Annotated in this window: 23 protein-coding genes; 7 read left to right on the plus strand and 16 right to left on the minus strand. The window is 48.9% G+C overall.

The window, feature by feature from the left end; genetic code table 11:
- Positions 1 to 47 precede the first annotated feature (47 nt).
- From ureC to ACTS9Y_RS02305, 12 genes are all read right to left on the minus strand, one after another.
- Positions 48 to 1,751 carry an urease subunit alpha gene (gene ureC, locus ACTS9Y_RS02250; protein ID WP_442584389.1) on the minus strand — a complete coding sequence of 568 codons (1,704 nt, stop codon included), beginning with the start codon at positions 1,749 to 1,751 and terminating at the stop codon, positions 48 to 50.
- A 35-nt stretch (positions 1,752 to 1,786) separates the two neighbouring features.
- The gene (locus ACTS9Y_RS02255) at positions 1,787 to 2,095 is read right to left on the minus strand and encodes an urease subunit beta (protein WP_442584390.1); all 309 of its coding nucleotides are present in this window, start codon (positions 2,093 to 2,095) and stop codon (positions 1,787 to 1,789) included.
- Positions 2,096 to 2,259: 164 nt separating this feature from the next.
- Positions 2,260 to 2,562, minus strand: a complete 303-nt coding sequence (gene ureA / locus ACTS9Y_RS02260; RefSeq protein ID WP_325241167.1) for an urease subunit gamma — start codon at positions 2,560 to 2,562, stop codon at positions 2,260 to 2,262.
- Positions 2,563 to 2,612: 50 nt separating this feature from the next.
- Positions 2,613 to 3,482, minus strand: coding sequence for an urease accessory protein UreD (locus ACTS9Y_RS02265; protein ID WP_442584391.1), 870 nt, complete (start codon positions 3,480 to 3,482; stop codon positions 2,613 to 2,615).
- Positions 3,483 to 3,617: 135 nt separating this feature from the next.
- The gene (gene urtE / locus ACTS9Y_RS02270; protein ID WP_442584392.1) at positions 3,618 to 4,307 is read right to left on the minus strand and encodes an urea ABC transporter ATP-binding subunit UrtE; all 690 of its coding nucleotides are present in this window, start codon (positions 4,305 to 4,307) and stop codon (positions 3,618 to 3,620) included.
- Between the two features lie 44 nt (positions 4,308 to 4,351).
- Positions 4,352 to 5,095 (minus strand): urea ABC transporter ATP-binding protein UrtD, encoded by a 744-nt coding sequence (urtD, locus tag ACTS9Y_RS02275; protein ID WP_442584393.1) that lies wholly within the window; start codon positions 5,093 to 5,095, stop codon positions 4,352 to 4,354.
- Positions 5,092 to 6,390, minus strand: coding sequence for an urea ABC transporter permease subunit UrtC (gene urtC, locus ACTS9Y_RS02280; protein ID WP_442584394.1), 1,299 nt, complete (start codon positions 6,388 to 6,390; stop codon positions 5,092 to 5,094). The genes urtD and urtC overlap by 4 nt, the downstream gene beginning before the upstream one ends.
- A gap of 113 nt (positions 6,391 to 6,503) precedes the next feature.
- Positions 6,504 to 7,421, minus strand: a complete 918-nt coding sequence (gene urtB / locus ACTS9Y_RS02285; RefSeq protein WP_442584395.1) for an urea ABC transporter permease subunit UrtB — start codon at positions 7,419 to 7,421, stop codon at positions 6,504 to 6,506.
- A gap of 143 nt (positions 7,422 to 7,564) precedes the next feature.
- On the minus strand, positions 7,565 to 8,803 hold the full coding sequence (urtA, locus tag ACTS9Y_RS02290) for an urea ABC transporter substrate-binding protein (protein ID WP_442584396.1): 1,239 nt from the start codon (positions 8,801 to 8,803) through the stop codon (positions 7,565 to 7,567).
- A 160-nt stretch (positions 8,804 to 8,963) separates the two neighbouring features.
- Positions 8,964 to 9,302 (minus strand): FmdB family zinc ribbon protein, encoded by a 339-nt coding sequence (locus ACTS9Y_RS02295; protein WP_055826332.1) that lies wholly within the window; start codon positions 9,300 to 9,302, stop codon positions 8,964 to 8,966.
- A 72-nt stretch (positions 9,303 to 9,374) separates the two neighbouring features.
- Positions 9,375 to 10,598, minus strand: coding sequence for a formamidase (fmdA, locus tag ACTS9Y_RS02300; protein ID WP_442584397.1), 1,224 nt, complete (start codon positions 10,596 to 10,598; stop codon positions 9,375 to 9,377).
- 53 nt (positions 10,599 to 10,651) lie between these two features.
- Positions 10,652 to 11,824 carry a porin gene (locus ACTS9Y_RS02305; protein WP_442584398.1) on the minus strand — a complete coding sequence of 391 codons (1,173 nt, stop codon included), beginning with the start codon at positions 11,822 to 11,824 and terminating at the stop codon, positions 10,652 to 10,654.
- A gap of 161 nt (positions 11,825 to 11,985) precedes the next feature.
- On the opposite strand from ACTS9Y_RS02305, the gene ACTS9Y_RS02310 reads away from it, so the two are divergent.
- From ACTS9Y_RS02310 to ACTS9Y_RS02330, 5 genes are all read left to right on the plus strand, one after another.
- Positions 11,986 to 12,684, plus strand: coding sequence for a hypothetical protein (locus tag ACTS9Y_RS02310; RefSeq protein ID WP_442584399.1), 699 nt, complete (start codon positions 11,986 to 11,988; stop codon positions 12,682 to 12,684).
- A 280-nt stretch (positions 12,685 to 12,964) separates the two neighbouring features.
- The gene (locus ACTS9Y_RS02315) at positions 12,965 to 13,441 is read left to right on the plus strand and encodes a hypothetical protein (protein WP_442584400.1); all 477 of its coding nucleotides are present in this window, start codon (positions 12,965 to 12,967) and stop codon (positions 13,439 to 13,441) included.
- 217 nt (positions 13,442 to 13,658) lie between these two features.
- Positions 13,659 to 14,225, plus strand: a complete 567-nt coding sequence (locus tag ACTS9Y_RS02320; protein WP_442584401.1) for a sigma-70 family RNA polymerase sigma factor — start codon at positions 13,659 to 13,661, stop codon at positions 14,223 to 14,225.
- The gene (locus tag ACTS9Y_RS02325; RefSeq protein WP_442584402.1) at positions 14,225 to 15,223 is read left to right on the plus strand and encodes a FecR family protein; all 999 of its coding nucleotides are present in this window, start codon (positions 14,225 to 14,227) and stop codon (positions 15,221 to 15,223) included. The genes ACTS9Y_RS02320 and ACTS9Y_RS02325 overlap by 1 nt, the downstream gene beginning before the upstream one ends.
- Before the next feature lie 76 nt (positions 15,224 to 15,299).
- Positions 15,300 to 17,741 carry a TonB-dependent siderophore receptor gene (locus tag ACTS9Y_RS02330; protein WP_442584403.1) on the plus strand — a complete coding sequence of 814 codons (2,442 nt, stop codon included), beginning with the start codon at positions 15,300 to 15,302 and terminating at the stop codon, positions 17,739 to 17,741.
- A gap of 211 nt (positions 17,742 to 17,952) precedes the next feature.
- Here the strand turns inward: ACTS9Y_RS02330 and ACTS9Y_RS02335 are convergent, their stop codons facing one another.
- The gene (locus ACTS9Y_RS02335) at positions 17,953 to 19,653 is read right to left on the minus strand and encodes an APC family permease (RefSeq protein WP_442584404.1); all 1,701 of its coding nucleotides are present in this window, start codon (positions 19,651 to 19,653) and stop codon (positions 17,953 to 17,955) included.
- 319 nt (positions 19,654 to 19,972) lie between these two features.
- Here ACTS9Y_RS02335 and ribH point away from each other — a divergent pair, with 319 nt between their 5' ends.
- Positions 19,973 to 20,431 (plus strand): 6,7-dimethyl-8-ribityllumazine synthase, encoded by a 459-nt coding sequence (gene ribH, locus ACTS9Y_RS02340; protein ID WP_442584405.1) that lies wholly within the window; start codon positions 19,973 to 19,975, stop codon positions 20,429 to 20,431.
- A gap of 31 nt (positions 20,432 to 20,462) precedes the next feature.
- Here the strand turns inward: ribH and narL are convergent, their stop codons facing one another.
- Both narL and ACTS9Y_RS02350 read right to left on the minus strand, forming a co-directional pair.
- Positions 20,463 to 21,101, minus strand: coding sequence for a two-component system response regulator NarL (gene narL, locus ACTS9Y_RS02345; protein ID WP_442584406.1), 639 nt, complete (start codon positions 21,099 to 21,101; stop codon positions 20,463 to 20,465).
- 21 nt (positions 21,102 to 21,122) lie between these two features.
- A complete protein-coding gene (locus ACTS9Y_RS02350) occupies positions 21,123 to 22,970 on the minus strand; it encodes a histidine kinase (RefSeq protein ID WP_442584407.1) in 1,848 nt (615 codons plus the stop codon).
- A 53-nt stretch (positions 22,971 to 23,023) separates the two neighbouring features.
- Between ACTS9Y_RS02350 and ACTS9Y_RS02355 the strand changes: the two genes are divergently transcribed.
- Positions 23,024 to 24,382, plus strand: coding sequence for a PAS domain-containing protein (locus ACTS9Y_RS02355; protein ID WP_442584408.1), 1,359 nt, complete (start codon positions 23,024 to 23,026; stop codon positions 24,380 to 24,382).
- A 224-nt stretch (positions 24,383 to 24,606) separates the two neighbouring features.
- On the opposite strand, the gene ACTS9Y_RS02360 is transcribed toward ACTS9Y_RS02355, so the two are convergent.
- Positions 24,607 to 25,647 (minus strand): heme-dependent oxidative N-demethylase family protein, encoded by a 1,041-nt coding sequence (locus tag ACTS9Y_RS02360; protein WP_442584409.1) that lies wholly within the window; start codon positions 25,645 to 25,647, stop codon positions 24,607 to 24,609.
- Positions 25,648 to 25,649: the final 2 nt, after the last annotated feature.

A 25,649-nucleotide genomic window follows, 5' to 3' on the forward strand; every position in this document is an offset into this window, starting at 1 on the left:
TCACTAAAAAACCGCGTAACGCCGCAATTTTCCCGCATAGTCATTGATCAAAACAGGAAATAACGTTGTGCCATCGGCAACACTTCCGCCGGTTCGCAAATCAAAGGCATACCATCTGCCAATACCTCATAGGTTTCCGGATCCACCTCTATCTTTGGCATCCAGGTGTTATGCACCATATCGGATTTTTTCACGCCACGTGTGCCTTTGACCGCCACCAGCGTTTTTTGCAAACCCAGTGCTTTCAGCTCGGGGTTATCCAGCCCGGCTTGTGAGACAAAAGTGACTGCCGTTTTCAAGCCACCACCATACGCGCCGAACATGGGGCGGTAATGCACGGGTTGCGGGGTCGGGATGGAAGCATTCGGGTCGCCCATCGCCGCAGCGGCGATCATGCCACCTTTAATAATGGTAAAAGGCTTTACCCCAAAGAATGCGGGTTTCCAGACCACCAGATCGGCCAGTTTACCGACTTCGACCGAACCCACCACATGCGAGACGCCATGCGTGATGGCCGGGTTGATGGTGTATTTGGCGATATAGCGCTTGATACGGAAGTTATCATTACCCGGTGCGTCTTCCACCAACGGGCCACGCTGGATCTTCATTTTATGCGCGGTTTGCCAGGTACGGATAATGACTTCGCCCACGCGCCCCATGGCCTGCGAGTCAGATGACATCATGGAAAATGCGCCCAGGTCATGGAAAATATCTTCCGCTGCGATGGTTTCGCGGCGGATGCGGCTTTCGGCAAACGCGATATCTTCGGCAATCGCCGGATCCAGGTGATGACAAACCATCAGCATATCCAGGTGTTCATCGATGGTGTTTACAGTAAACGGCCGTGTGGGATTGGTCGATGAAGGCAACACATTAGGGTAGCCCGCTGCCTTGATAATATCCGGCGCATGACCGCCACCCGCGCCTTCGGTATGGAAGGTATGGATGGTGCGGCCTTTAAAAGCGCCTATGGTGGTTTCTACAAAGCCAGACTCATTCAGGGTATCGGAGTGAATAGCGACCTGCACATCCATTTCGTCGGCAATGCTCAGGCAATTATCAATCGCCGCCGGGGTCGTGCCCCAGTCCTCATGCAGTTTAAGACCGATCACGCCCGCCTGCACCTGCTCACGCAACGGTTCCGGCAGGCTCGCATTGCCTTTGCCTAAAAAGCCCAGGTTCATGGGGAAAGCATCTGCGGCCTGCAGCATGCGGTGGATATGCCACGGCCCAGGCGTACAGGTGGTGGCAAACGTGCCGGTCGCAGGGCCGGTGCCACCACCTATCATGGTGGTGACGCCTGACATCAGCGCTTCTTCAATCTGTTGCGGGCAGATAAAGTGGATATGCGTATCAATGCCGCCGGCTGTGATGATCATGCCTTCGCCAGCGATGACTTCGGTACCCGCACCAATCGCAATCGTCACGCCGGGCTGGATATCAGGGTTACCGGCCTTGCCGATGGCAGAAATATAGCCGCCTTTGATGCCGATATCGGCTTTGACGATCCCCCAGTGATCAATGATCAATGCGTTGGTGATCACGGTATCAGCCACTTCAGCCGCCAGGCCTTGCCCCTGGCCCATGCCATCACGAATGACCTTGCCCCCGCCAAACTTCACTTCTTCGCCATAGATGGTGAAATCTTTCTCCACCTCCACCCACAACTCGGTATCTGCCAAGCGCACCTTGTCGCCGACAGTGGGGCCGAACATTTCGGCATAGGCGCGTTTATCCATTTTGACTGTCATTGCTTATCCTTGTTACTTGTACTGTATTGGCCTAACTACTTCAGGGCGCCCATGACCTTGCCGGCAAAGCCATACACTTCGCGTTTGCCCACCAGTTTAACCAGTTGCACGGTGCGCGTCTGGCCCGGCTCAAAACGTACCGCAGTGCCTGCGGCAATATTCAGGCGGGCGCCATAGGCCAATGCGCGGTCAAACGATAACGCTTCGTTCGTCTCGTAAAAATGGTAATGCGACCCGACCTGGATAGGCCGATCGCCTTGATTAGCGACATCCAGCGTCACCGTTTCACGCCCTGTGTTTAATTCGATGTCGCCTGCTGCGACCTGCATTTCGCCGGGAATCATTTATATGCTCCTATGAACCTAAAAATCCGCATTCTTTTAATCGTTAACCTTAATTCGCAGGCTTGATGTTGCAAGCGTAGAGGGCAAGGCGCGCATCCGCAGACAGTACAATAAGTACGGCAAGGATAAGCAACACCGCCATCTGCGCTTGCAACATCGAGCCGTTATGGAATGGGGTGGTGGACGGTGACTAGCTTGGTTCCGTCGGGAAAAGTAGCTTCCACCTGTATATCCGGAATCATTTCCGGCACCCCCTCCATCACTTCATCCCGCGCCAGCAAGGTAGTGCCATAACTCATCAGTTCGGCCACCGTTTTGCCATCACGCGCCCCCTCCATAATGGCGGCTGAAATATAAGCCACCGCTTCAGGATAATTCAGTTTTAAACCACGGGCCTTGCGTCGCTCAGCTAATAGCGAGGCGGTGAAAATCAATAATTTATCTTTTTCTCTTGGGGTGAGTTCCATAAACGGTGTGTTCCAGTAGGCTGATTCTCTAAGTCTTTTTCTGCGGCAGGTCAGGTATTCCAGATACGTGGCCTGATGGCTTGTTTTTGATAATACCATGGCCGCAATAACTGCCAGCACTGCTCAAAGTATTGCCTGGCTTGCTGCGAGGCATTGCCGACATAGCGGATGCACAGCACTTCCGGTAAAGCCGTGATGCCTACGTTGGCATCTGCGACCACAATATCTCGGCAGGCTTGCACTACTTCGGCAGGCACCACACCAGCACACACCAGAAACGTGCCAAATACCGCCGCACTCCCTAAACCGGCACGACTGGTCCTGACCACATCCTCTGCCTGCATGTGTGCACGTTCGTTCCAGATCAGTTGGCCATTGCGCGAGATGCGCTGATTTAACTGATACAGGCCGTGCTGCCAGACTTCCTGTTGCGCCTGGCGGCCCAGGCAGACGATATCCCAGGCGGCTAAGGTAGCATCCGCAGCTAATGCGATCTCGGCAGAAAAAGCCACTTCTGCCGCGTTAAATAAAATATTCTCCTGCGGCAACCATTCCAGCCCACTGCCTGCAGCTAACTGGAACTGCAAGGTTTGCGTGGCTTTGGTGCCGTTCGCCTTATACCATTTACCCGCGCCTGGCGTGGTTAACAGGGCTCGCGCACCGGGTGCTACATTGACCTGCAAATGCAATGCGTCGCCACCTGCTACGCCACCGGGCGGATGCACTACCACCGCATGACAGATATCCTCGCCTTCAGGATGCAGACTTTTCTGAACGACTAATGGTCCATGATGCAGCCTATGCGCCAGATAAGAGCGTGCATCACGTCTGGCAAAGCCAAGTTCCAGTCTGGCTTGCCAGTGTTTTGCAACAGTACTTTGTAAAGGTGGCGATGAAATCGCAGGCTTTAAATCATCCATACCGGCATCATGCCACAGCTCATCAAGATTACTCTTTTAATACTTGCCACAGAGTGCACAGAGATTTCAAATGCAAACACTTGTTGAATTAGTTTTTCTCTGTGAGCTCTGTGTCCGCTGTGGCTAAAAAAGCACTTACACAGATAAATAACTTTTCACCTTGGCGGCATCGACATTGTCGCGCGTGTCTTCATGAATAAAGCGGCCTTTATCGATCACGATAATACGATCGGCGACTTCCATGGTGAAACTCAACACCTGTTCAGACACGATGATGGTGATCTCGCGCATCTTGCGAATCTCGTTCAGCACCTTGGCGATGTCTTTAATAATGGATGGCTGTATGCCTTCGGTTGGCTCATCCAGTAACAGGACTTTAGGGTTAGTCACCAGCGCACGGGCAATCGCCAGTTGCTGTTGCTGCCCGCCAGACAAGTTACCGCCTTTGCGTTTGCGCATTTCATGCAACACCGGGAACAAGGCAAAAATATCTTCGGGAATTTCGCGCGTGGCAGACTTCTCCAGCCCGGTTTCGATATTTTCCTGCACCGTCATGTTAGGAAAAATCCAGCGCCCTTGCGGCACATAGGCCAGGCCTTTCATGACGCGGTCATGCGTGGCAGCGCCTTGCAGATCCACACCATCCACAGTGGCTTTGCTGGCTTTGCTCGGCAAAATGCCCATCAGCGACTTGAATAAAGTCGTTTTACCCATGCCGTTGCGGCCCATGATGGCCAGGGTTTCATTTTTGTTGGCTTTAAAATTCAGGCCGTGTATCACCTGACTTTGGCCATAACTCACCTGCAAATTCTCAATTTCAAACATGCTGTGCTCCTCTGCTGGCCTATTTAATGAATGATCCAATTGAATTAATGGCCTAAATAAACTTCAATGACTTTTTCGTCCGCCTGCACCTTTTCCATCGGCCCTTCGGCGAGGATCTTGCCCTGGTGTAACACGGTGACTTTGTGCGCGATCTTCTTCACGAACTCCATATCGTGTTCAATCACAATCACCGAACGGTTCTGGCAGATGCGGTTGAGCAGTGCTGCGGTCTGGTCACGTTCCTTGGCACTCATGCCGGCCACCGGTTCATCCAGCATTAACAGTTCAGGCTCTTGCATCAGTAGCATGCCGATTTCCAGCCATTGCTTCTGGCCATGGCTAAGCAAGGCAGATTCCATATCCAGGAACTCGGTCAGCATGATGTCATCGGCGACCCGGCGCACCTGGTCTTCCACTTCCTGCGTGCGTTTAAAAGTCAGGCTGCCAAACACACCACGGCCTTTGGGGTAAGACACTTCCAGGTTCTGGTAGACCGTCAGGTTTTCATAAATAGACGGATTCTGGAATTTGCGGCCTACGCCGGAGCGCACGATCTCGTGTTCCGAAAGTTTGGTCAGTTCGATATTGTTGAACTTGATAGACCCGGCGGTGGATTTGGTTTTACCGCAGATCAGGTCCAGCACAGTGGTTTTACCGGCGCCGTTAGGGCCGACCAGTACGCGCAATTCATTTTTATCGATATACATGGTGAGCTTATCCACGGCTTTAAAGCCATCGAAGGAGACGGTTAAATCTTCTACAGCCAAGACGAAGTCTGTATTACTCATGCTTCTGCTCCTCTCAATTTGTTACTTTCGATCGCAGAAGTGGCATCTGCTTTCTTGCGTGTTGATTTGCTGGTGGCCACACCGGTAGATTCAGTGACCAGGGTTGTTTCAATGGCTGTTTCAATGGCTGTTTCGGTAAGTACTGCCTGTGCTTCTACCTTAGAAGTACTTACCTCAGGCTTTTTTGCAGCTGGCGCTTTGTCTTTGAACCAGCCATATTTTGTGGCGTATTTATCCCAGATACCTGCCAACCCGCTTGGGAAGAACATCACCACCGCGATAAACAGGCCGCCCATCAGGAACAACCACATTTCAGGGTAGGTTTCTGAGAACACGGTTTTACCGTAGTTGACCAGCAAGGTGCCATACACCGCGCCCACCAGTGAGGCACGACCACCTACCGCACAGAAGATCACCATTTCAATCGATGGCACGATGCCGACGAAAGAAGGTGACATAAAGCCTACCTGCAAGGTGAACATGGCGCCACCGACCGCAGACATCATGGCTGCCAGGCAGAAGATGAAGATTTTGAAATTGGAAACGTCGTAACCAGAGAAACGTACGCGCTCTTCTTTGTCACGCATCGCCAGCAGCAACATGCCGAACTTGCTGCTCATGATGTATTTAGATAAGAAGATCGCACCGAACAGCAACAGGCCATTCACAAAGTACAGGATATATTTGGCAGAGTCAGTACGGATATCCCAGCCCAGCAGGGTGCGCAAATCCGTCATGCCGTTCACACCACCGGTATACCCTTGCTGACCGATGATCAGGATGCTCAGGATCAGCGCCACCGCTTGCGTGATGATGGAGAAATACACGCCACCCACACGCCGTTTAAACATGGCATAACCGATGATGTAGGCAAACAATGCCGGAATGGTCAGTACGGCAAAGATAGTGAATGGTAAGCTCTTGAACGGCTCCCAGAACCATGGCAAGGCGGTGAGCTGGTTCCAGTCCATAAAGTCAGGAATCCCTGGCGTAGACTGGATCTTGGTACTGAGCGGGTCAGACGCTTCCAGTTTCAGGAACATGGCCATGGCATATCCGCCGAGGCCGAAGAAGATGCCCTGGCCCAGGCTCAGGATACCGCCGTGCCCCCACAGCATGACCAGGCCGACAGCCACAAACGCGTAAGTCAGGTATTTACCGATTAAATTGAGGCGGAAGATATCTACGCCCAGTGGCAGTACAACGAAGATGATTACAGCCAGCACAGCCAGGCTGATCACACCCTCCTTACCACCCAGTAACGGGCTGGCTTTCATTTTTTCCCATAATGTCATCAAGATTCTCCTCTGTTGATGCGTTGATTCTATTGCGGCGGGTGGAAACAATTAATACGTTCATTTACTTATGGCAACGCGTGAGAAACCTGTTCACACGTTGCCATCACCCGCTATTTACGCAGTTTGGAGGCAAACAAGCCCTCTGGCTTCATCATCAAAATGCTGACGATGACCAGCAAAGTAGACACCTTGCCCATAGAGCTGGTCATAAAGAATTGCAGTATTGATTGCGCCTGGGCGATACCGAAGGCGGAAGCAATCGTACCGACGATACTGGCGGCACCACCGAACACCACCACCATAAAGCTGTCTACGATGTACAGCGTGCCTGTAGTCGGTCCGGTAGAAGCAATGGTAGTAAATGCGGCACCCGCGATACCGGCAATGCCACAGCCCAGGGCAAACGTCACCCGGTCGACTTTGGCCGTGTTAATCCCTACTGCACCAGCCATGGTGCGGTTTTGCACGGTGGCACGCACACGCAGGCCCCAGCGTGATTTATACATAAACATGTACACGCCAAAGGTCACCAGCGCTGCCAGCACCATCACGAACAGACCGTTGATCGGAATATCGATATCCGGGGTTGGATTCACAGAACCCAGCATCCACTCGGGCAATTCGGCACTCACTTCTTTAGCGCCAAATGAGGAACGGAAGATCTGCTGCATGACCAGGCTCAAACCCCAGGTCGCCAGCAAGGTATCCAGCGGCCGCTTGTAGAGATGCCGGATCATAATGAATTCAATGAAGTAACCGACGGCGAACGCCAGTACAAAGGCAATCGCAATGGCAAACACAAAGTAATAATTAGTGAACCCGTAAGTGGCAGCCACTTTGGAAAGCATGACTGTGGTGTAAGCACCTATGGTCATAAACTCACCGTGCGCCATGTTGATCACACCCATCTGCCCGAAAATAATCGCGAGACCTAGTGCCATCAGTAGCAACACTGTAAACATGCTCAGGCCCGAAAAGCCCTGCATCACCACAATATTGCCTATTTCTGCCATCGAATAACCAAACATAGCGGTCTCCTGTTAAATGCCATTTCTATAATGATTCTGTATTGAGTTTTGTTACTTGGTATTTGTGACCTGGTTTTATCACTTGCGCCAAACGGTAGCCGGGGTTACCGGCTACCGTGTCAGCTATTTAAGACAACACCGGTTTATTGGTAGCCTTTTGGAAACGGATCAGGTTTGATGTAATCAGAGGTGTAAACCACTTTGGCCTGGCCATCTTTACCCCATTGACCAATACGCAACTTGGTTGTCAGGTGATGGTTGGCTTCTACAGTCACAGGGCCTTCTGGCGCTTCTTTCAAGGTGTAACCTGGCAATGCTGCTTGTACTTTATCTACATCGAAGCTACCAGCACGTTCAACAGCAGCCTTGTACAACCATGGGCCCAGGTAAGCAGCTTGGGTTACGTCGCCGATCACAGCATCTTTACCCCAGCGTTTTTTGAAAGCCTCAACAAATTTCTTGTTTTCAGGATTGTCTTGCGACTGGAAGTATTTCATTGCTGAATAGAAACCAGCCAGGTTCTCACCGCCGATACCTAATACTTCATCTTCAGTCACGGAGATGGTCAACATGGTTTGCTTGCTGGAGTTCAAGCCAGCTGCGTTCAACTGTTTGAACCAGGCTACGTTACTGCCGCCTACCACCGCTGCGTAGATCACGTCAGGTTTTTTCAGTTTGATTTTGTTGATCACAGAACCAAATTGCGTGTCACCCAGAGCGATGTACTCTTCGCCCACCACTTTGCCGCCCAGATGCTGCTCGATGTGTTTGCGGGCGATCTTCATGGAAGTACGTGGCCAGATGTAGTCAGAACCGATCAGGTAAAAAGTTTTGGCTTTTTTCTCTTTGGCGATCCAGTCCACGCCTGCCAGGATCTGCTGTGTTGCTTCCTGACCTGTGTAGAACACGTTTTTGGATTGCTCAAGACCTTCATAGAAAGTCGGGTAGAACAGCAAGCCATTGTCTTTTTCAAACACTGGCAATACGGCTTTACGTGAAGCAGAGGTCCAGCAGCCCATTACAGAAGCCACTTTGTCTTTTTCCAGCAGTTTTTTCGCTTTTTCAGCAAAGGTTGGCCAGTCAGAAGCACCGTCTTCCTGCACGATTTCGATCTTGCGACCCAAAATACCGCCCATGGCGTTGATTTGCTCGATCGCCAGCTTTTCAGCCTGGATAGAGCCGGTTTCACTGATCGCCATAGTGCCGGTAGCGGAGTGCAGGATACCGACTTTCACGGTGGTATCAGTCACTGCCAGGCCGGTGGTATTCACTTTTGCCGTGGGAAAGTCTGCGGCAAATACGTGTCCGGTAACGAGACCCGCTGCCATCATGGCACCTAACATCGCGCCTTTGATAAAACCCCTTCTGTTCAAGGTACTCATTACATTTCTCCTTTAAAAATCAGTTAACTTCAAAATTAAACATTGCTCACTACATACTGTGTTCAGGGACTGCATGACTGATGGATGACTGCTTAATGCCCTATCAGCTATACCAGGTCGATCAGACTAGTGTCCGATCAGCTTTACTTGGTCGATCAGGCTAATGCCCGATCATCCAGGGCCTGGCCGTTTTCTTGGTTTGCATCTGCATGGCCGGTTTGCCGTTATCAGGGTTCACCTTGGTGGTGGTTTTGCAGGTATGTGACCCTGTGCAACCACAACTTGAACGGCGACCACTGCGTGGCTCGTGGGCAGACTTCTCGTTACGTTCATGTGCGGACCGCTGCTGCTTGCCCATGATGGCCAGTTTGGGCACCGACAAGATGCGCGGGCTTTCAGACCCACAGCAGTCGCAATCGGCTGGCAAACTGGATTCACTCATTTTGCGTAGCGCAGTAAACACGCCACAACTATCACACTCATATTCGTAAAGAGGCATCTGTACACTTCCCTTTTAAACTTGGCCTATGCAAACCTGGCTTTTGAAAACTTGACCTTAAGCGTTTATCTCTTAAGTACTCGGCGCCACGCTGATACCCGGCGGCACTTCGATCTTCGGTCCATCGGCATTCGGACGGATATCAAACTCGAAGATCTCAGTCGGGATCCACAAAGTGGCACACGCGTTCGGGATGTCCACGATGCCGCTGATATGGCCTTCTACCGGCGCGGTACCGAGGATCGCCACTGCCTGTTCACCGCTGTAACCGAATTTCTTCAGGTACTCGATCGCATTCAGGCAAGCCTGACGGTAAGCGACGTGTACATCCAGGTAATGCTGCTTGCCAGCTTCATCGACAGAAATCCCTTCAAAAATCACGTAATCACGATAAGTCGGTGTGATCGGGCTAGGCTGGAAAATCGGGTTTTTAATCGCGTACTTTTTCACGCCGTCTTTGATCAGGCTGACCTTGATATCCAGATAGCCAGCCATTTCGATCGCGCCGCAGAAAGTGATCTCTCCATCACCCTGGGAGAAGTGCAGGTCACCCATGGAGAGGCCGCCATCCTTCACGTAGACCGGGAAGAATATTTTCGAACCCTTGGTCAGGTTTTTGATGTCGCAGTTACCGCCGTGGTCACGTGGTGGCACAGTACGCGCACCTTCTGCCGCCGCTTTCTTGGCAGCGTCACCGGACAAACGGCCCATGACAGCAGATTTAGGCTCAGGTGGCAGCGCCAGTGCTGGCACGCGGTCTGGATCGGTGGCGATCAGCGCCGCTTCACGCTCATTCCAGGTCTCCAGCAGTTCGCGTGATGGCAGGCAGCCGATCAAACCCGGATGCATGATGCCGGCATAACGGACCTTAGGCACATGGCGGGAAGTCGTATATACGCCGTGGAAATCCCAGATCGACTTGCTGGCTTTAGGGAAATGGTCAGTCAGGAAACCACCGCCATTCTCTTTGGCAAACAGGCCGTTAAAGCCCCATTGCTGGTCGTCAAAGGTACCAACATCCAGAATCTCTACCACCATCAGGTCACCTGGCTCGGCACCTTCAACACCGATAGGGCCGCTCAAGTAGTGCACCTGGGTCAGGTCCACGTCACGGATATCGTTGGCGCTATCGTTGTTACCGATCTGGCCGCCGGTCCAGTCCATACATTCCACGCGGAACTCATCACCAGGCTTGACCATGGCGATCATGGGCAGGTCAGGATGCCAGCGGTTATGGATCTGACCGTCCTGTTCCCATGGCTTTTTATCCAAATCCAACTTCACTATTGTTTTCATTACGCTCAGCTCCTAATAAATAAATTTAGGTGAGAAAGGTTTATAAGGTCCGATTAAAATTGCATCTGTAAGGCGACACGGAAGAAATTGTCGCTAGAAGTGGCCGGTGTATCGGTTTTACCTACAGTGGCGGTGATGACTGAGTTGTATGGGGCAATAATGTAATTCGCACCCACTTCAAAACGCTTGGTATCTGCACCGGTACGGGTATTCACACTGGCTGCAGTTGTCACGCCATCTGCGTCAAATTTCTGGTAACGCACGATAGGCATGATCTTGCCCCAGCCGATCGGGTCGTTAAACAGATAGCCCAGGCCTGCAGAGTAAGCTTTACCTTGTTCACCCAAGAAGACATCATCTGTGTCGTAGTAGTAGTAAGCAGCCTCAGCAGAGAAAGTGCCTGGACCTACATCTTTTTTCTCCAGCAGGAAATCCACGCTGTAAGATTTATAGTCACCAACGATGCCAGGCACTGTGCTGACCACGCCGTCTTTTTTCATGCGGCCAGCGATACCGATGGCCAGGATGTCTTTGGCACCAAAATAGTTACCAGTACCGTAGTAGCCTGGTTCTGCATCCCAGAAGTCGATCTGTACGCGACCGGCATACATCAATTTGTCTTTTGTGCCGTTGGCTTCAGATTGCGCGCCAGTACCGCTGAAACGGAAAATGTTGTCGCCTTCAAACGCACCGAAAGAAACAGCCACGTGGTCTTCCATAAAGCTGGAAACCACTGCCACACCATCATCACGGCCGATCACGCCACCGTTCCAGCCGTAGCGGGAAGCGATGTTTGCCCAGTAGCCACCACCCATAGAGTAGTAAGGGCCTGCCATGTTGGCGCGGTCACTTGGAGACAGGAAACGACCTGCCCAGATAGAGATTTCAGGGGTAACCTGGAACTGCACGTTGGCATCGATCACTTCAAAGTTACTGCCTGCAGAACCACCACCGGATTTCTCGGTGTTCAACATGCCCTTGATGTATTTATTGAACGAACCTGACAAATACAAACGCGCACTATCCAGCGTAAAATCATTTGAGCGGTCACTGCCGTTTGCAGCGGCATCTTCAACAGAGTTGTAACTCGTGATAAAACCAAAGCCAGCACTGATATACTTGTCTTCACCAAAGCTGATCGTGGCACCCGCATTTGCCAGTTGCACACCCAGGCCACACGCCATCGCTACCGCAGTATGCAAGGCACATTTCTTAATATTCATCATTTAAAACTCCCTTTCTCGTTAACTTCAAACAATCACAGTCGATCAAAACTTGTGCCCAGATTAACGACAGGGAGGTGTAGGACAAATACGTCAATTTGCGTAGGATGTTAAATAGCAAACACCGCTAGACTGCACATAACAAATTGATCACGGGGCTAGCAATGCGTCTTTTAACTTACTGCATTCCGCAAGCGATGCAACCTTTGAATAACTGCATTCCGCAAGCGATGCATCTTTTAACTTACTTAGTTTTGGTGGCTTTATTACCAGGGTGTGGCGAGGTTTCCTACAAGCGCGGCGGTTCGCAACAAGATATAGACAGAGCGCATCAGGCTTGCCGTGGCAGCGGTGATCAACTTTCTGCCTGCCTGGCAAACCAGGGCTGGCAAAAACCTAAGATAGATGCCATGGACCCGCTGTTTGCGACGGTAGAAACCCGTGACAACCATGAGGAAGTCATCAGCAAGCCGAGTCCATTTATTGAAATCACACCGGATAAAAAAGAAAAAGCAGCCGCAGCCGCTGTTGTAAAACCGCCACAGAGTAATGCAGCCGCGACAACAAAGCATGCAGAAGCATCCGTCGCTACGCCAACAACCCACAATACAACTACAGAAGAGGAAAAAACAGACAAGACCGCCCCCCACTCCACCGTGAACGACGGCCCGGACGTGGCATACGCGATCAACTCGTGGTGGAAGATGGGCGCTTTCCCAGACAAGCTGAAACAGGATCAGGTGTCCTGCGAGAAAAAACTGGGGCCTGTCTATTTACCCGACTATAAAACCCAGACTTTCAAGCGCGCCTTTGTTATTTGCATGCATGACCTGGGGTGGACGGCGGTTCGGAACATCAAATAGATTTCTGCTTAAAAATTAAAGCATTACGCAGACTGCATGCTTGGGAACGGACATTCCATTTCCAGGCATCGTCAAAGCGAACACACCTTGCACCAGCACTCCACCTTGCCTTCATTTTGCTAGGATAAATTCCTATCGGCCTGTCAGCACATTCTGACACCGCTATCAGATTAATAAGACTGTTTTCCAAATGGGTAGATTTCTAGAATGCGCTCAAGTGCATTATTTTCCTGCTTTGACGAACATACCAAAGCATATTTCATTTGAGAGAAGGTCATTCATGATTAAACATCTAGCCAGCGGAGTACTATTTTTGACAGGCGCCATTTTTGCCCACGCAGATACCAATGTCGCAGTAAGCATAGGCCAACCTGGCTTCTATGGGCAGATCGTATTAGGCAACCCTTACCCCGCGCCCCAAGTCATATACGCCCAGCCGGTCATTATTCAACCGCCACCAGTCACCGTCGTACAAGCACCCATGTATTTACGCGTGCCACCAGGCCAAATGAAGAAATGGGGGCGTTATTGTGGTCATTATGGCGCATGCGGCAGACAGGTTTATTTTGTGCAGGATAGCTGGTATCAAAACGTGTACGCGCCTAGCTATGTTTCTTATACTACCGGACCAGGCCACGACCACGGACACTACAGGGGAAGAGATGATCATCGGCATGATCACTATGACAAGAAAGGTCGAGGCAACGGCCCCAAACATGGCAACCGCGGGCCGGGCCGTGGTCACGACCGTGACTGATGCTTAACCTCTATATTTGGGCGTTACCCTCTCCGGCGATGACATAAACTGCGCAGCAGCTGATCGCTACATAGATTTAGCTTTTAATAGATGCGAATTGAAAGAAAACGCTGAATCTTAAGTTAACAGAGTGGTAATCATATGGATATTCACTTTCACTAGACACACCGTAAGACACGCCGTAAGTTTTTGAAATCCATTTCAAGATAGTCGTATAATGAGAATGTTTCTCATTTTTAATTGTCTTGTCATGCCGTTGCCTACCATTCCAGTATCGCATACCCGTTTGAGTGAGCTTTACAAAAGCCACTCTGGATGGCTCAAAGGCTGGCTGTTGAAGAAACTTCAGTGTTACCACAATGCTGAAGATCTCACGCAAGATACTTTCCAAAAACTGCTGCTTTTGCCAGATGCAGAGATGGCAAAACTTGATAGCCCGAAAGCCTATCTCTCTACTATCGCTAAACGATTGCTTATCGATCAGGCCCGTCGAAGAAAAATTGAAACCACTTATCTGGAGGCGCTGCTTCTGGTCACAGGTGACGATGCAGTTGCTTCTACTGAAGCGTATCTCGAAGCTGTAAATATGCTTGAGAGTATCGTAAAAGTGCTGGAGGCATTGCCGGAGAAACCTCGGCAAGCTTTTATTCTATGCCGATTCGAGGGTGCAAGTTATCAAGAGATCGCCAACCATTTGAATGTTTCGACAAGTATGGTGAAGCAATATATCGCGCAGGTAATGATGAAGTTGTATGGACTTGCCTACGAAGGCAGCCATCAATAATGAGTACACCATTCAACATGTCATTAAACGAAGCGCCTGCTTCTGCAGCCGATGATGCACTGCTGCAAGCCACACACTGGCATGCCCACTTTCAATCAGGTGAAGCCGTGCAGGCTGATTACGAGGCCTTCGAGAAATGGAAGGATGCGCATCCTGAGCATGTAAGTGTCTATCAGAAGCTTTCTTCGCTGTGGTCTGGCGTTGAGGCGGTAGATACTCAGGCAGGCAAGGCCACCATACAAGCCATGATGCCAGGCAAGCGTAAAAATCCCGGGCGAAAAACTACTAGCGGCCTGCTCGGTTTGGCAGTGGTTTTATTTGGCACCTGGCTGGGCATGCGCTCAGAATATACCCAGTATTATTTGGCCGATCATCGCAGCAAAACCGGTGAGCAATCACACATCATACTGGCGGATCACAGTGCGGTATTACTGGACACACACTCTGCGATCAATGTGAGTTTTAGTTCGCAGACACGGCATATTGCGTTGATTAAAGGCGCCCTGTTTATTGAGGTCGCTAAAGACGCCAGCCGGCCTCTCATCGTGGAAACAGACATTGGCTCTGCACAAGCCCTGGGGACGCAGTTCAGTGTTGAGAAGGGTTTCGGCAAGATGACGGTGTCAGTGAAAGAGTCGCATGTGAAAGTGTGTGCAAAAACCAAAGAAGCTGTGTGTGTGACCCTTGCCCCTGGAGAAGAAGTGGATGTTGCGCGTGACCATCTTTCACCGGTCAGACAAATCGACCCAATCGTGGCCTTTGCCTGGACCAAAGGTGACCTGATTGCTGACAACCTTCCGCTGGACATGGTGCTTGAACGGTTAAATCGATACAAAACCGGAAAGTTGTCTTACGACGCTGATGCGTTGCACGCTGTTCGCGTCTCTGGCGTGTTGAAATTGACCGAGGTTGACCAGACGCTGCAACATATTTCGCAAACAGTACCGATTCAAATAGACAGCTTTACCGCTTACTGGACAACCGTGCGTACTAAATAATTTTAATAGCTTGCTGTCTATTTTTAATTCCTATTCGTCCTAGTTATGCCATTTATAATTAGGGAGTAATTTTTCAATGTTGAAGTCCGTAGTTAGCGATATGTCACGTACCTCCCGTGGCATGTTGATCATCCTTTCTCTGCTCCATCTGGGCACGGCGCCAGCCCTGGCTGCAGATCAGTCCTATCAGGCATCACACCAGTATGAGATCCCGGCAGGCTCGCTGACGCAGATCTTAAACAGATTTGCACAAGCGTCTGGTGTGGCACTGACGTTTGACCCACAACTCACCGCTAACAAGTCAAGCAAAGGGATCAAAGGGACTTTTGGGGTAGAAGAAGGCTTTACTCACTTGCTGGAAGGCTCCGGGCTGACTTATTACAAAATGTCTAATCAGGCATACGGGCTGAAAGCTGCGCCTGTGCGCATCTCCGCGGAAAAGGAATCGACAGATACCCTGCCAGAAGTAGAAGTAAAAGATAGCCATGACAAATCTGAAGCCACCGCCTGGGGTCCGGTCAATGGTTTCGTAGCCAAACTGAGTGCCACGGCAAGTAAGACGCCTAGCCGAATCATAGAAACACCTAACTCTATTTCAGTGGTGACTGCAGAGCAAATTGAAGCGCAACAGCCTAAAACCATTACCCAGTCACTGCGCTATACCCCCGGGATCACCGCAGAAATCGCCGGCCCACAATTCATGGCTGATCAGCTATTGATCCGTGGTTTTCAGCAAGGCACAGGCAGGATGTTGCGCGATGGTATCAAAACATTCCTGCCTAATTACCTGGGTTGGGATGCACCCGAGCCATTCGGCTTGGAGCGCGTGGAGGTATTGCGCGGGGCAAGTTCGGTTTTATACGGTGCTTCAGACCCTGGTGGCCAGATCAACCTGGTCAGCAAACGGCCAACGATGACACCCTTAAAACATGTACAACTGCAAGCTGGCAGCTTTGATTTCAAGCAAGCTGCATTCGACTTTAGCGGGCCACTCAATGACTCCGATGTCGTCAGTTACCGCTTGACTGGCCTGCTGCGTGACAGTAGTGCGCAGACTGACTATATTAAAAATGAGCGTGTTTTCCTGGCCCCGGCCATCACCATCAAACCGTCGGACAAAACCGAACTCACGATTCTGACAGAGTACCAGAAACAGAAAGGTAACTTTGCAAACCCATTGCCTGCGCAAGGGCTGACGCTGAACAATCCCAATGGAAAAATCAGTCGTGATCGCTATATCGGCGAACCCAAGTATGATCAGTCAGTGAATGAGAAAATCTCTGCTGGTTATTTGTTTCAGCATGCATTGAATGATACCTGGACCTTCAGACAAAACCTGCGCTTTAGCCACTATCGTCACAACAGCAATGAAGTGGCATTCTTAGGCTGGGCTGACCCCGCTACGTTAACCACCGCCAACCGTTATGCAGAAGACCGCCGTGGTGATGGGAATTTATTTACGGTCGATAATCAGGCGCAAGCGAAATTTGCAACGGGTAGCCTGCAACATACCTTACTCGCGGGTGTAGATTTCAATCGCAGCAGTTACAACCAGGATCAGCGCTTACAGCTGGCAACGCCATTAAATCTTTATAACCCTGTTTATGGCAACCTGGCCTTCACTCCGTTTTCTTCTGCCGCTTATGAGCAGACCGTCAAACAAACCGGTATTTATGTGCAGGATCAACTGAAGTTAGATCGATGGGTGGCAGTACTGGGCGGACGCCAGGATTGGGTACGCGATGAGAACGATGCGACTTTCGCAGCAGCGCCTGTGGTTAAAGACAAGAAATTCACTGGCCGTGCCGGATTGTTGTATCTATTTGATAATGGCTTGGCACCTTATACAAGTTACTCAGAGTCATTCTTGCCGGCAACAGGCAGCACATTTGACCAAAGTTTATTCAAGCCAGAAGAGGGAAAACAGTATGAAGTCGGCTTGAAGTATGAGCCTCCACAATCCAATAGCCTGTATTCAATTGCCTGGTTCGATTTGACCAGACAAAATGTTTCCATGGCTGATCCCGCACGTCCTGGCTTTTCAATCCAGGAAGGAGAGATTAAATCCAGAGGTGTTGAGCTCGAAGCAAAAACCAGTCTCACAAACAGGTTGAACATGGTGGGTAGCTATACCTGGAATGATGTGCAACTCACTAAGTCTGATGCTGCTGTGCAAGGAAACAGACCTTTCCGCGTGCCTGAGCACATGGCTTCCTTGTGGCTGGATTACCTGCCGACCGGTGTATTTTCTGGTTTGAATGTCGGGAGCGGCGTCAGATACGTTGGCAGTTCCTACGGCGATAGAGAAAACTCCTTCAAAGTAGACTCTTATACTGTGGTTGATGCCATGATTAAATATGATCTGGCCTATATGAATGAGGCAATGAAGGGTTTTAAAGTCTCAGTCAATGCAATGAATCTGTTTGATAAACGTTATGTGGCTGGTTGTTTCAGTTCGATCGGCTGCCAGTTTGGACAGCAACGTACGGTGTTTGTCACGCTTGATTACAAGTGGTAGTGCGTTAAAAAAAGCCCGCGCAAAGCGGGCTTTTTAGCACTGCGACAGCAAGACTTGCGGCTGATTACAGTCGAAATGTCAGATGCATATCAACTCATTGCTTGATGGATTTAATGCGATAGAAGCAATGAAAAAGGGTGGCTAAAGCCACCCTTAAATGTCCTTATTGATATCTAACGGTAATAGCTATCAGAACATTTTTTGATCGCCCTTATGAGGCTAAATGGCTCGTGTAGTACACGATGAATGCCGCAACAATTAATGCTAAATAAGGCAGCACTCCTGCTGTTGATGCGTTTTCATCAACATCCAAATGCATATCATCCTGCATTTCCTTAGGCAATACACCCTTATCTACTACGTAATGGCGCCACATGAAGATTGGAATCACCAAACCGGCCATGACCAGACCACTCATCAGCGTTCCTGCGCCCCATATATTGGCGCCCAAGCCCATCAAGGTCACATTCACAAAAGCCAAGATGGTACCCAACACGATGAGGATGGTGGGCGCTTTATATGGTCTTTCCCATTTTGGGCGGTCCATGCGATGAATCCAGCCTGCGTTAAGATTCAAGAAGTTGAAGATCACATAACTGACATTGGCCGCTGCCAGCAAGAACATGTAGTCAGACATCATGAGCAGAATAAAATTGAAAACCATGTTGGCCCACATGGCACTGGTGGGGGCACCATGTTCGTTCACTTTAGATAAGAACTTCGGTAACAAACCATCTGCTGAACCTTGATAAAGCGTACGTGACGCGCCTGACATAGTAGTCATAATCGACAGCAACAATGCTAATACCAACATCACAACGACTAAATTGGCAATGAATGCCGTATTGCCGAGAATGCCTGACAAGGCCTTTGCCACACCCATACCACTGTAGATGTCAGGCGCCAGCATCCCATCATAAACAGCAGCGCTGGTGACATTACCGGCGGCATCTGTGATTGCAGGCGTAATCAATTGCCCCAGACCCAGGTGACCCTGGAATGCTAATGGCACTAAAGTAAATACACCGACACAGAGCAGACCTGAATAAAAGATTGCCTTGAAAGTATCCGTTTTAGGGTCTTTAAATTCACGTGTATAACAAACGGCCGTTTCAAAGCCATACGTTGACCACGCAGCAATAAATAAGCCTCCAGCCATTAACACCCAGCCATCAAGATTCCACAAGCCATCGATGACATTACCAACACTATCGTAAGCCAGTGGTGACAAAGGGAAAAAATGTTCTGAAGGCATATCGCCAGTCACTAAAGGGACTAAACCAATCATGATCAAAGGGATTAAAGCAGCGACACCCAGAATCATCGTCGTTCTTGCTGAGCGAAGAATCCCACCATTCTGGATAAAATAAACCAGTAAAAGTAATGCCGAGCCAATGACAAAGGTCGCATTGATACGTAGCGTCAACCCTTCCTTTAACATCCCCAAATCTAAAAGAGAGAGCTGCCAGGTGTTGATTGCTGCATCAGGGGCAAACATCGCAGTGAGGATATATCCGGCTGCCAGCCCTGAACCAATCGATAGCACCGGCGTCCATGCGACCCAGTTACACCAGATTGAAAGAGGAGCGACGAATTTGCTGTAACGAATCCAGGCTACGGCACCATATACGGATGCACCGCCTGTTTTATGAGGAAACAGACCGGCAATTTCGGCATAGGTGAATGCCTGAATAAAGCCAAATCCAATTGAGATCATCCATACCAGCCAGGCTGGTTTACCTACAGTCGCAGCAATTGCCCCCATTGAGAACAAAACTAAGGCAGGCACACCACTGGCTACCCAGAATGCCCCAGTCCAACTAATGGTTCGATGTAGTGAGGCATTTCCAGACACTACATCGTTGCTGACATCTGCGGTAATTGCATCAGTCACTTCTACGGTTTTTTGCACTTAAACCTCCCTTGATTCGAATCTACCTAACCCCATTCAACAATCATCGCTAATACGTCATAAGATTTTTATAGGCGACCCATGATTTAAAAATTAAAGACTTCTCCTGACACTGATCCCTGGAAATAACAAATTCCCGTTTATCGCATCGCTGTAAATCATAACCACGTGAATTACTACTTTCTATTACCACTTAGGCTTACCTCATAAGTGGTAGCTGCAAGCAAAACAACATCGGATAAACTGCGTATCGAATTTGGTGATTGATTAAATAAAGCAATCGCCAACCCAAAGGTTTATTCATTGAAGAGGTTTTAATATGCACGTGATAGAGAAAAACTTGGCAGGTCAGAAGATGAAAATCGGCATTGTGCTATCCAGATTTAATAGCGCTATTGGGGATGGACTATTGGCCGCTTGTAAGGAGAAACTGCTTGAACTGGGCGTGAGTAGCGAACATGTAACCATTGCTACCGTACCTGGAGCACTGGAAGTGCCATTGGTTTTGCAACACATGGCACTCAGTGAAAAATATGACGCCCTCATCGCACTTGGCGCAATCATCCGTGGCGAAACCTACCACTTTGAAGTGGTATCAAATGAATCAGCACGCGGTGTCTCAGAGGTTCAGCAAAATACTGGCGTGCCAGTGGCCAATGCTATCTTAACCACTGAAGATGATCCCCAGGCCCTGGCCAGAATGAAAGTCAAAGGCGCAGAAGCTGCCGAAGTGGCAGTTGAAATGCACAATTTGATAAAAGCGTTACAAACCAACTGACAGGATGAATCTCTTAGGTCAGAAGGCGGCCTTAAACGACTTTTTTAGTATGCGCCCATACCGCGGCTTCCAGGCGGCTGGTGAGTTTGAGCTTACTCAGTAAATGCTTGATGTGCACCTTGACGGTTGTATCGCTGATACCCAAATGCCTGGCAATGGTTTTGTTGTTCAGCCCTTTCGCCAGGCACTCTAAAATCTCTCTTTCACGTTCGGTGAGAGACACATCGTCATCCTGTTTGTTTAACGTGGGGTTGACCAGCGCATTTTTGAGGATGTCCGTCAGGCTTTCATGCAACACAGTGATGCCAGACATGGCTTTTTTAAGGCTGGAGCACAGATCTTCTGGCTCCATGTCTTTGAGCAAATAACCATCAGCACCGGCGCGTAAAGCCTCCAGCAAATCATCTTCTGCATCTGAGACTGTCAACACAATACATTTGGTTTCAAGCTTTGCCTCTTTAATCCTGGTGAGTGTTTCAATGCCATTCATGATCTTCATGTTGAGATCAATCAATGCAAGCCCCGGCTTTAGTTGCTCGATTAAAGATAAGCCTTCTAATCCGGAGGCGGCTTCACCCACAACCTCAAACTCCGGATCGGAAGAAATCATCTGGCTCACGCCTCTACGGAACAGTGCATGATCATCAATAATGATTACTGTCGTTGCCATTTTCTAACCCCTTTTATCATTTTATTGTTTTATACCCTCGTTTTTTGGCCGGAACACCAGTCGAACTCGTGTACCGCCCAAGCGCCGAGGGGTAATCTGAATGTCGCCACCCAGGCAATGGGCGCGTTCTGTCATAATGGCCAAACCATAATGATGTGGTTTAGAATCATCAAAAGTCGGGCCTATCCCATCATCATCCACCATGACGATGACATCACCGGTAGACTGCAGCACCAGCGAGATCTTGACTTTATTCGCCCCGGAATGCCGCACTATATTAGACAAAGCCTCACGGATGACATGCAGTAGATGAAATTCTTCATTGACTGTCAACCGGCACTCTTGCAAGCGATTATCAAGCGTGATGGAAAGCGTCGAGCGGCTAGAAAACTCACTGATCGTTTCCTCCAGAACGTGATCAAGCCCTCTGACATCCATTTGCACTCGGAACGTCGTTAAAAGCTCTCGTAACTCTTTATACGCATTATCCAGGCCCTCTCTTATATCATTGGCAATCTCTGCCGCACCTGATTTTACAAGCTCAGTACTGAATATGCTTTGTAACCGTGCCAGTTGAAATTTCATATACGACAAAGACTGTGCTAACGAGTCATGCAACTCCCTGGCGATCACCGCACGCTCTTCAAGTAAAGCGACACGCCTACCCTCCTGCTCTCGTGCCTGAAAACCCATCGCCATTGACAGTAATTGAGAGGTGACTTCAATCAGCTGAATCTCCATGTCTTCAAAGTAATGATTTGCTTCTGTTTCAATGAGCAAAATCCCCAACCAACCGCTAGGACTCGGCAATGGGACAGTCGTATATTGAACGCACGCACCTTGTATGAGCTTGGTCTCATTTTTGACCTCAAACATATGCAGTTCCTGATCAAATATACTCATATCAAAAGACAGCGGCATGTAATTGGAGAACAAGGCGCGTTGCGCGGAAAAGCTCGACCCACTTTCACTGAACATCAATGCGACATTTTTCAGATTCAATGTCTTTTCCATTGAGTACAGCACTTTTTTAATGGTTGCTTCATTCAAGTCCGAACTGGCGATCAGTTTGGCCAGTTTGAATAAAAAGTCTTGCGAAAGCAGCGTCTTTCGCGACTTTTCCATGCTCACTTTATTCGTCCAGCTGTTCTCCGCCTGGTAGCCCTGAATGCGCGCTGACATTTCAGCAGTCAGTTTTTCCAGCTTTTCAAGCTCATCGCCATAATGAAAATCTTTGTCTTCATTGATTAAATCCTGGGGAATTAACTCAAATATATTTCCCAGGCGGGTGATGAGTATTCGCCATGCAGTCAGCATGATGCATGCGCCTATGCAAATGGCGAGAAATACACAGGCCAGTTGAAGTACCTGAACCACAGATTGTTTCGCTTCAACATCTGCCTTTGAGGCTGCAATAAATTCATCATAAGCATCAATGATCAGCTTACCCTTTTGCAAGGTTTGCTCTTTAGAGGCTTCATACAGGCAACATTTGATAAAGTCCCTGTGCAAGCCACTTAGCTTTGCATATGCCGCTGCAAGCTGGGTATCACTTTGTTTTTTACTCCAGGCATAAGTTGCATAGTCAAAATTACTGATGGTTAAAGAAATGCCGCTGTTTCCACCCCCCTGATTTCCAGCGTTGTTTTGCAGCTTATACATTTCTTGCTTCCACAGCATCTGCTCGTTATATGCCTGGCTGATAGTGCTTAAATGATTGGGTATGTAATCAAATAAAAATAGTGAGCTTGACTGCATGAGGATCACAGCAATAATCAACGACCCCACCAGAACATGCATGCTTGCATATAGCTTATGGCTATTGATGTAGGCTCGTAATTTTTTAAAAAACACTAAAATATTTCGCATATCCCAATTAGATTTTCATATACTGGTATTTTGATGTAATCGGGCAGCAGCATATGAGCATCTTTATATTTTCCACGATGATTATCAGCATCATTTACTTAATCGTATTAAGTGCATGGCATAGCATTGAAGGTCCATTTTTGGCACATATTGCCATCCTGGTGACGATTGCAATCGCCATTTTTTCTGCGGCGCTAGTATTCATCATTCAACCTTTATTCACTAAAACGAGTTCCTCTAAAAAAAGTGACTTTACGCAACAGCTTTCCTGGCTTAGGGAAACTTCAAATGCGCTCTCTTCACCCGCGGTCTTACTGGATGGTTTCATCGTTAAATTCGTGAATACCCCATTCCTGCGCACACTGGGCTTAGTCGGACTTGAAGATCAGATCAAAGGCATGCCATTTACCAATATTATCCACCCTGCTGACCATCAAATCTTTGCCGAATTAAACGCTGAAGCGGCAACAGGAAAAACTAAAAATGAATCAACCAATATCCGTTTAATCTCTCTTGATGGGTCAGCCATTCCATCTAATGTCAGCCTGACAAAAATGCGCGAGGAACGCGACTCCAATTTAACACTGTTTCAATTTACACCACTTTCTGCCGAGCATACGCTAGGCAGTAGCTTTGATACCCAGTTTAATTACCATTTCATTATCGACAAACTTGAACAGATCGTTTTCCAACTCGACTTTGAGGGGAAGATTATCTTCTTAAATCCCGCCTGGGAGAGCTTTCTGGAATATAAAGTCGCTGACAGCATCAACAAGACCATTTCTGTATTTACGCACCCCGAAGATAAACACATGGTTGAGTCCAGGCTTGAGTCCGTTGCTCATGGCAGGAATCCAAGCTTTACAATTGATCTACGCCTTATTGCACTTCAAGGTGAAGCAACCTGGTTCAGACTCAGAGCCAGGTCCTCTTCAAATATCTCAGGCGAAAGGACTAGTGTTGTGGGAACGATCACTAACATCCAGGACGTCAAAGATGCTGAAGCCCAACATTCAGCGAATCGTCGCGCCGCTAATGCCCTGTTAAGCCATATCCCCGGTATGATTTACCGTTGCAGACACGATAGATCGTGGACATTCGAATACGTCAGCGAAGGTTGCATTGACATTACCGGCTATGACTCGCTGGAACTGCTTCACGACCCGAGTCTTACTTATAACTTGATTATTCACCCAACTGATAGAGCTGCTGTTTGGAGCTCTATCAATCAACAAATCACCCAAGATGAAACATTCAATGTCATCTACAGAATTAATACACGCAAAGGTGAAACAAAGCTCGTGCAAGAGGTTGGTCGTGGGGTTTTTTCCAGTACTGGTGAGCTATTGGCTCTAGAGGGTTTTATTACCGCAATACCGGAAACACATCACAATGTGACCACACTGTCCTAACTTGTTTCAGTCCTAACGTGTCCGCACGCTTTAGTTACTTCTCAGCAGTATTGAGCACCTCACCCACCATTGGATGAGGTGCCACCAGCTTGAAATCGGTCTATCTTAATTTGAAATAGCGCAATGCCTTATCAGCCATCAAAGTCATGAACTGATCACAGCGCAATCAATCTACGTATGGAAAATCCAATATTTAAGCTCAATACGTAGATTAAAGTTAACCCCTATTCAGGATGAGAGCCGATCTCCAATTCTGCTCCATCGTCAAACTGGGAAAGCCATTCGATCACATAAGGGTGATATTTAGTCATGCCCTTGTATTCGATTAAATCAGGATGCAGATCTTTCTGCACGCGATGCAGACGTTTTGCCCACCTTGGATAAGTGGTGAGATCTTTTAGGCTAATCAGATAACATCGCACTCCGAATACGATTGCATTACTCCGAGGCAATCTGAAGAGGCTTTGCAGCTCAACGCGTAAATTCACCAGATCCCCGACAGTTTCGGCATTCACCTTGTTTCGATCACCGCCCCAAAAAGGATAGTTTTCAGGAGATGTATCTAACCGCGGATGAATGGTCATGGTCCAGTTTAGCCTTCGAACCGGATTTGCAGCCTGTAAGTTGAGCAAGTATTTCAATGCTCTATCCAGCACACCCATTTCAGTGACCTTTGGTACTGGCCCATGCCATTCCTGCCACGACATACCAGTGTTAAAAGCTAATGACCAGTCAGCCTGACTGGTCACGAGGCCCGCATCCGAATACAAAGTACCATCCCGCTGATCCAGCAACACGAAGTCACCTTGCATTTGCCGTCCAATATACTCGAATGGCTCGGCAGGCAGCGTGGTCGCATCCCCAAAGGTAAAAGTATCCATGATATCCAAAGGACGGTTCTCCCAAGTCCACACATTTCCATTTTTGGTCAATGTGAAATAATCCGGATAATCATTTGCCAATGCACTCATGGAAAGCTCAAGAAAGTCCCATTGGGCATCCATCATATGAGGTAGCGCACTGTAACGTCCTGGGTCTTTCTCCAGGGTAATGAGTTTGTCCAAGCACTCGGCAACATAATGCTCATCAATATCAAATGGAAACTCATACACTGACCCTGCCTTGCCTTTGGTATGGGGTTCAATATTGACCGAATACATGTAGTGATCTTCGGCAAAAGGGAAAGGGAAGCGCTTGATTGCCGCAGCTGAGTTTTTGTAGCTATAGTCATCACGAAATGACTCATCATTGAATTTGAATTGCATAT

The organism is Methylophilus sp. (assembly GCF_052173275.1).
In the GTDB taxonomy this organism is placed as follows: Bacteria; Pseudomonadota; Gammaproteobacteria; order Burkholderiales; family Methylophilaceae; genus Methylophilus.

Excerpts from the sequence above, each read along its gene's own strand:
- ureC (WP_442584389.1), bottom strand. The coding sequence starts at position 1,751 with ATGACAGTCAAAATGGATAAACGCGCCTATGCCGAAATGTTCGGCCCC.
- ACTS9Y_RS02255 (WP_442584390.1), bottom strand. The coding sequence starts at position 2,095 with ATGATTCCCGGCGAAATGCAGGTCGCAGCAGGCGACATCGAATTAAAC.
- ureA (WP_325241167.1), bottom strand. The coding sequence starts at position 2,562 with ATGGAACTCACCCCAAGAGAAAAAGATAAATTATTGATTTTCACCGCC.
- ACTS9Y_RS02265 (WP_442584391.1), bottom strand. The coding sequence starts at position 3,482 with ATGGATGATTTAAAGCCTGCGATTTCATCGCCACCTTTACAAAGTACT.
- urtE (WP_442584392.1), bottom strand. The coding sequence starts at position 4,307 with ATGTTTGAAATTGAGAATTTGCAGGTGAGTTATGGCCAAAGTCAGGTG.
- urtD (WP_442584393.1), bottom strand. The coding sequence starts at position 5,095 with ATGAGTAATACAGACTTCGTCTTGGCTGTAGAAGATTTAACCGTCTCC.
- urtC (WP_442584394.1), bottom strand. The coding sequence starts at position 6,390 with ATGACATTATGGGAAAAAATGAAAGCCAGCCCGTTACTGGGTGGTAAG.
- urtB (WP_442584395.1), bottom strand. The coding sequence starts at position 7,421 with ATGTTTGGTTATTCGATGGCAGAAATAGGCAATATTGTGGTGATGCAG.
- urtA (WP_442584396.1), bottom strand. The coding sequence starts at position 8,803 with ATGAGTACCTTGAACAGAAGGGGTTTTATCAAAGGCGCGATGTTAGGT.
- ACTS9Y_RS02295 (WP_055826332.1), bottom strand. The coding sequence starts at position 9,302 with ATGCCTCTTTACGAATATGAGTGTGATAGTTGTGGCGTGTTTACTGCG.
- fmdA (WP_442584397.1), bottom strand. The coding sequence starts at position 10,598 with ATGAAAACAATAGTGAAGTTGGATTTGGATAAAAAGCCATGGGAACAG.
- ACTS9Y_RS02305 (WP_442584398.1), bottom strand. The coding sequence starts at position 11,824 with ATGATGAATATTAAGAAATGTGCCTTGCATACTGCGGTAGCGATGGCG.
- ACTS9Y_RS02310 (WP_442584399.1), top strand. The coding sequence starts at position 11,986 with ATGCGTCTTTTAACTTACTGCATTCCGCAAGCGATGCAACCTTTGAAT.
- ACTS9Y_RS02315 (WP_442584400.1), top strand. The coding sequence starts at position 12,965 with ATGATTAAACATCTAGCCAGCGGAGTACTATTTTTGACAGGCGCCATT.
- ACTS9Y_RS02320 (WP_442584401.1), top strand. The coding sequence starts at position 13,659 with ATGAGAATGTTTCTCATTTTTAATTGTCTTGTCATGCCGTTGCCTACC.
- ACTS9Y_RS02325 (WP_442584402.1), top strand. The coding sequence starts at position 14,225 with ATGAGTACACCATTCAACATGTCATTAAACGAAGCGCCTGCTTCTGCA.
- ACTS9Y_RS02330 (WP_442584403.1), top strand. The coding sequence starts at position 15,300 with ATGTTGAAGTCCGTAGTTAGCGATATGTCACGTACCTCCCGTGGCATG.
- ribH (WP_442584405.1), top strand. The coding sequence starts at position 19,973 with ATGCACGTGATAGAGAAAAACTTGGCAGGTCAGAAGATGAAAATCGGC.
- narL (WP_442584406.1), bottom strand. The coding sequence starts at position 21,101 with ATGGCAACGACAGTAATCATTATTGATGATCATGCACTGTTCCGTAGA.
- ACTS9Y_RS02350 (WP_442584407.1), bottom strand. The coding sequence starts at position 22,970 with ATGCGAAATATTTTAGTGTTTTTTAAAAAATTACGAGCCTACATCAAT.
- ACTS9Y_RS02355 (WP_442584408.1), top strand. The coding sequence starts at position 23,024 with ATGAGCATCTTTATATTTTCCACGATGATTATCAGCATCATTTACTTA.
- ACTS9Y_RS02360 (WP_442584409.1), bottom strand. The coding sequence starts at position 25,647 with ATGCAATTCAAATTCAATGATGAGTCATTTCGTGATGACTATAGCTAC.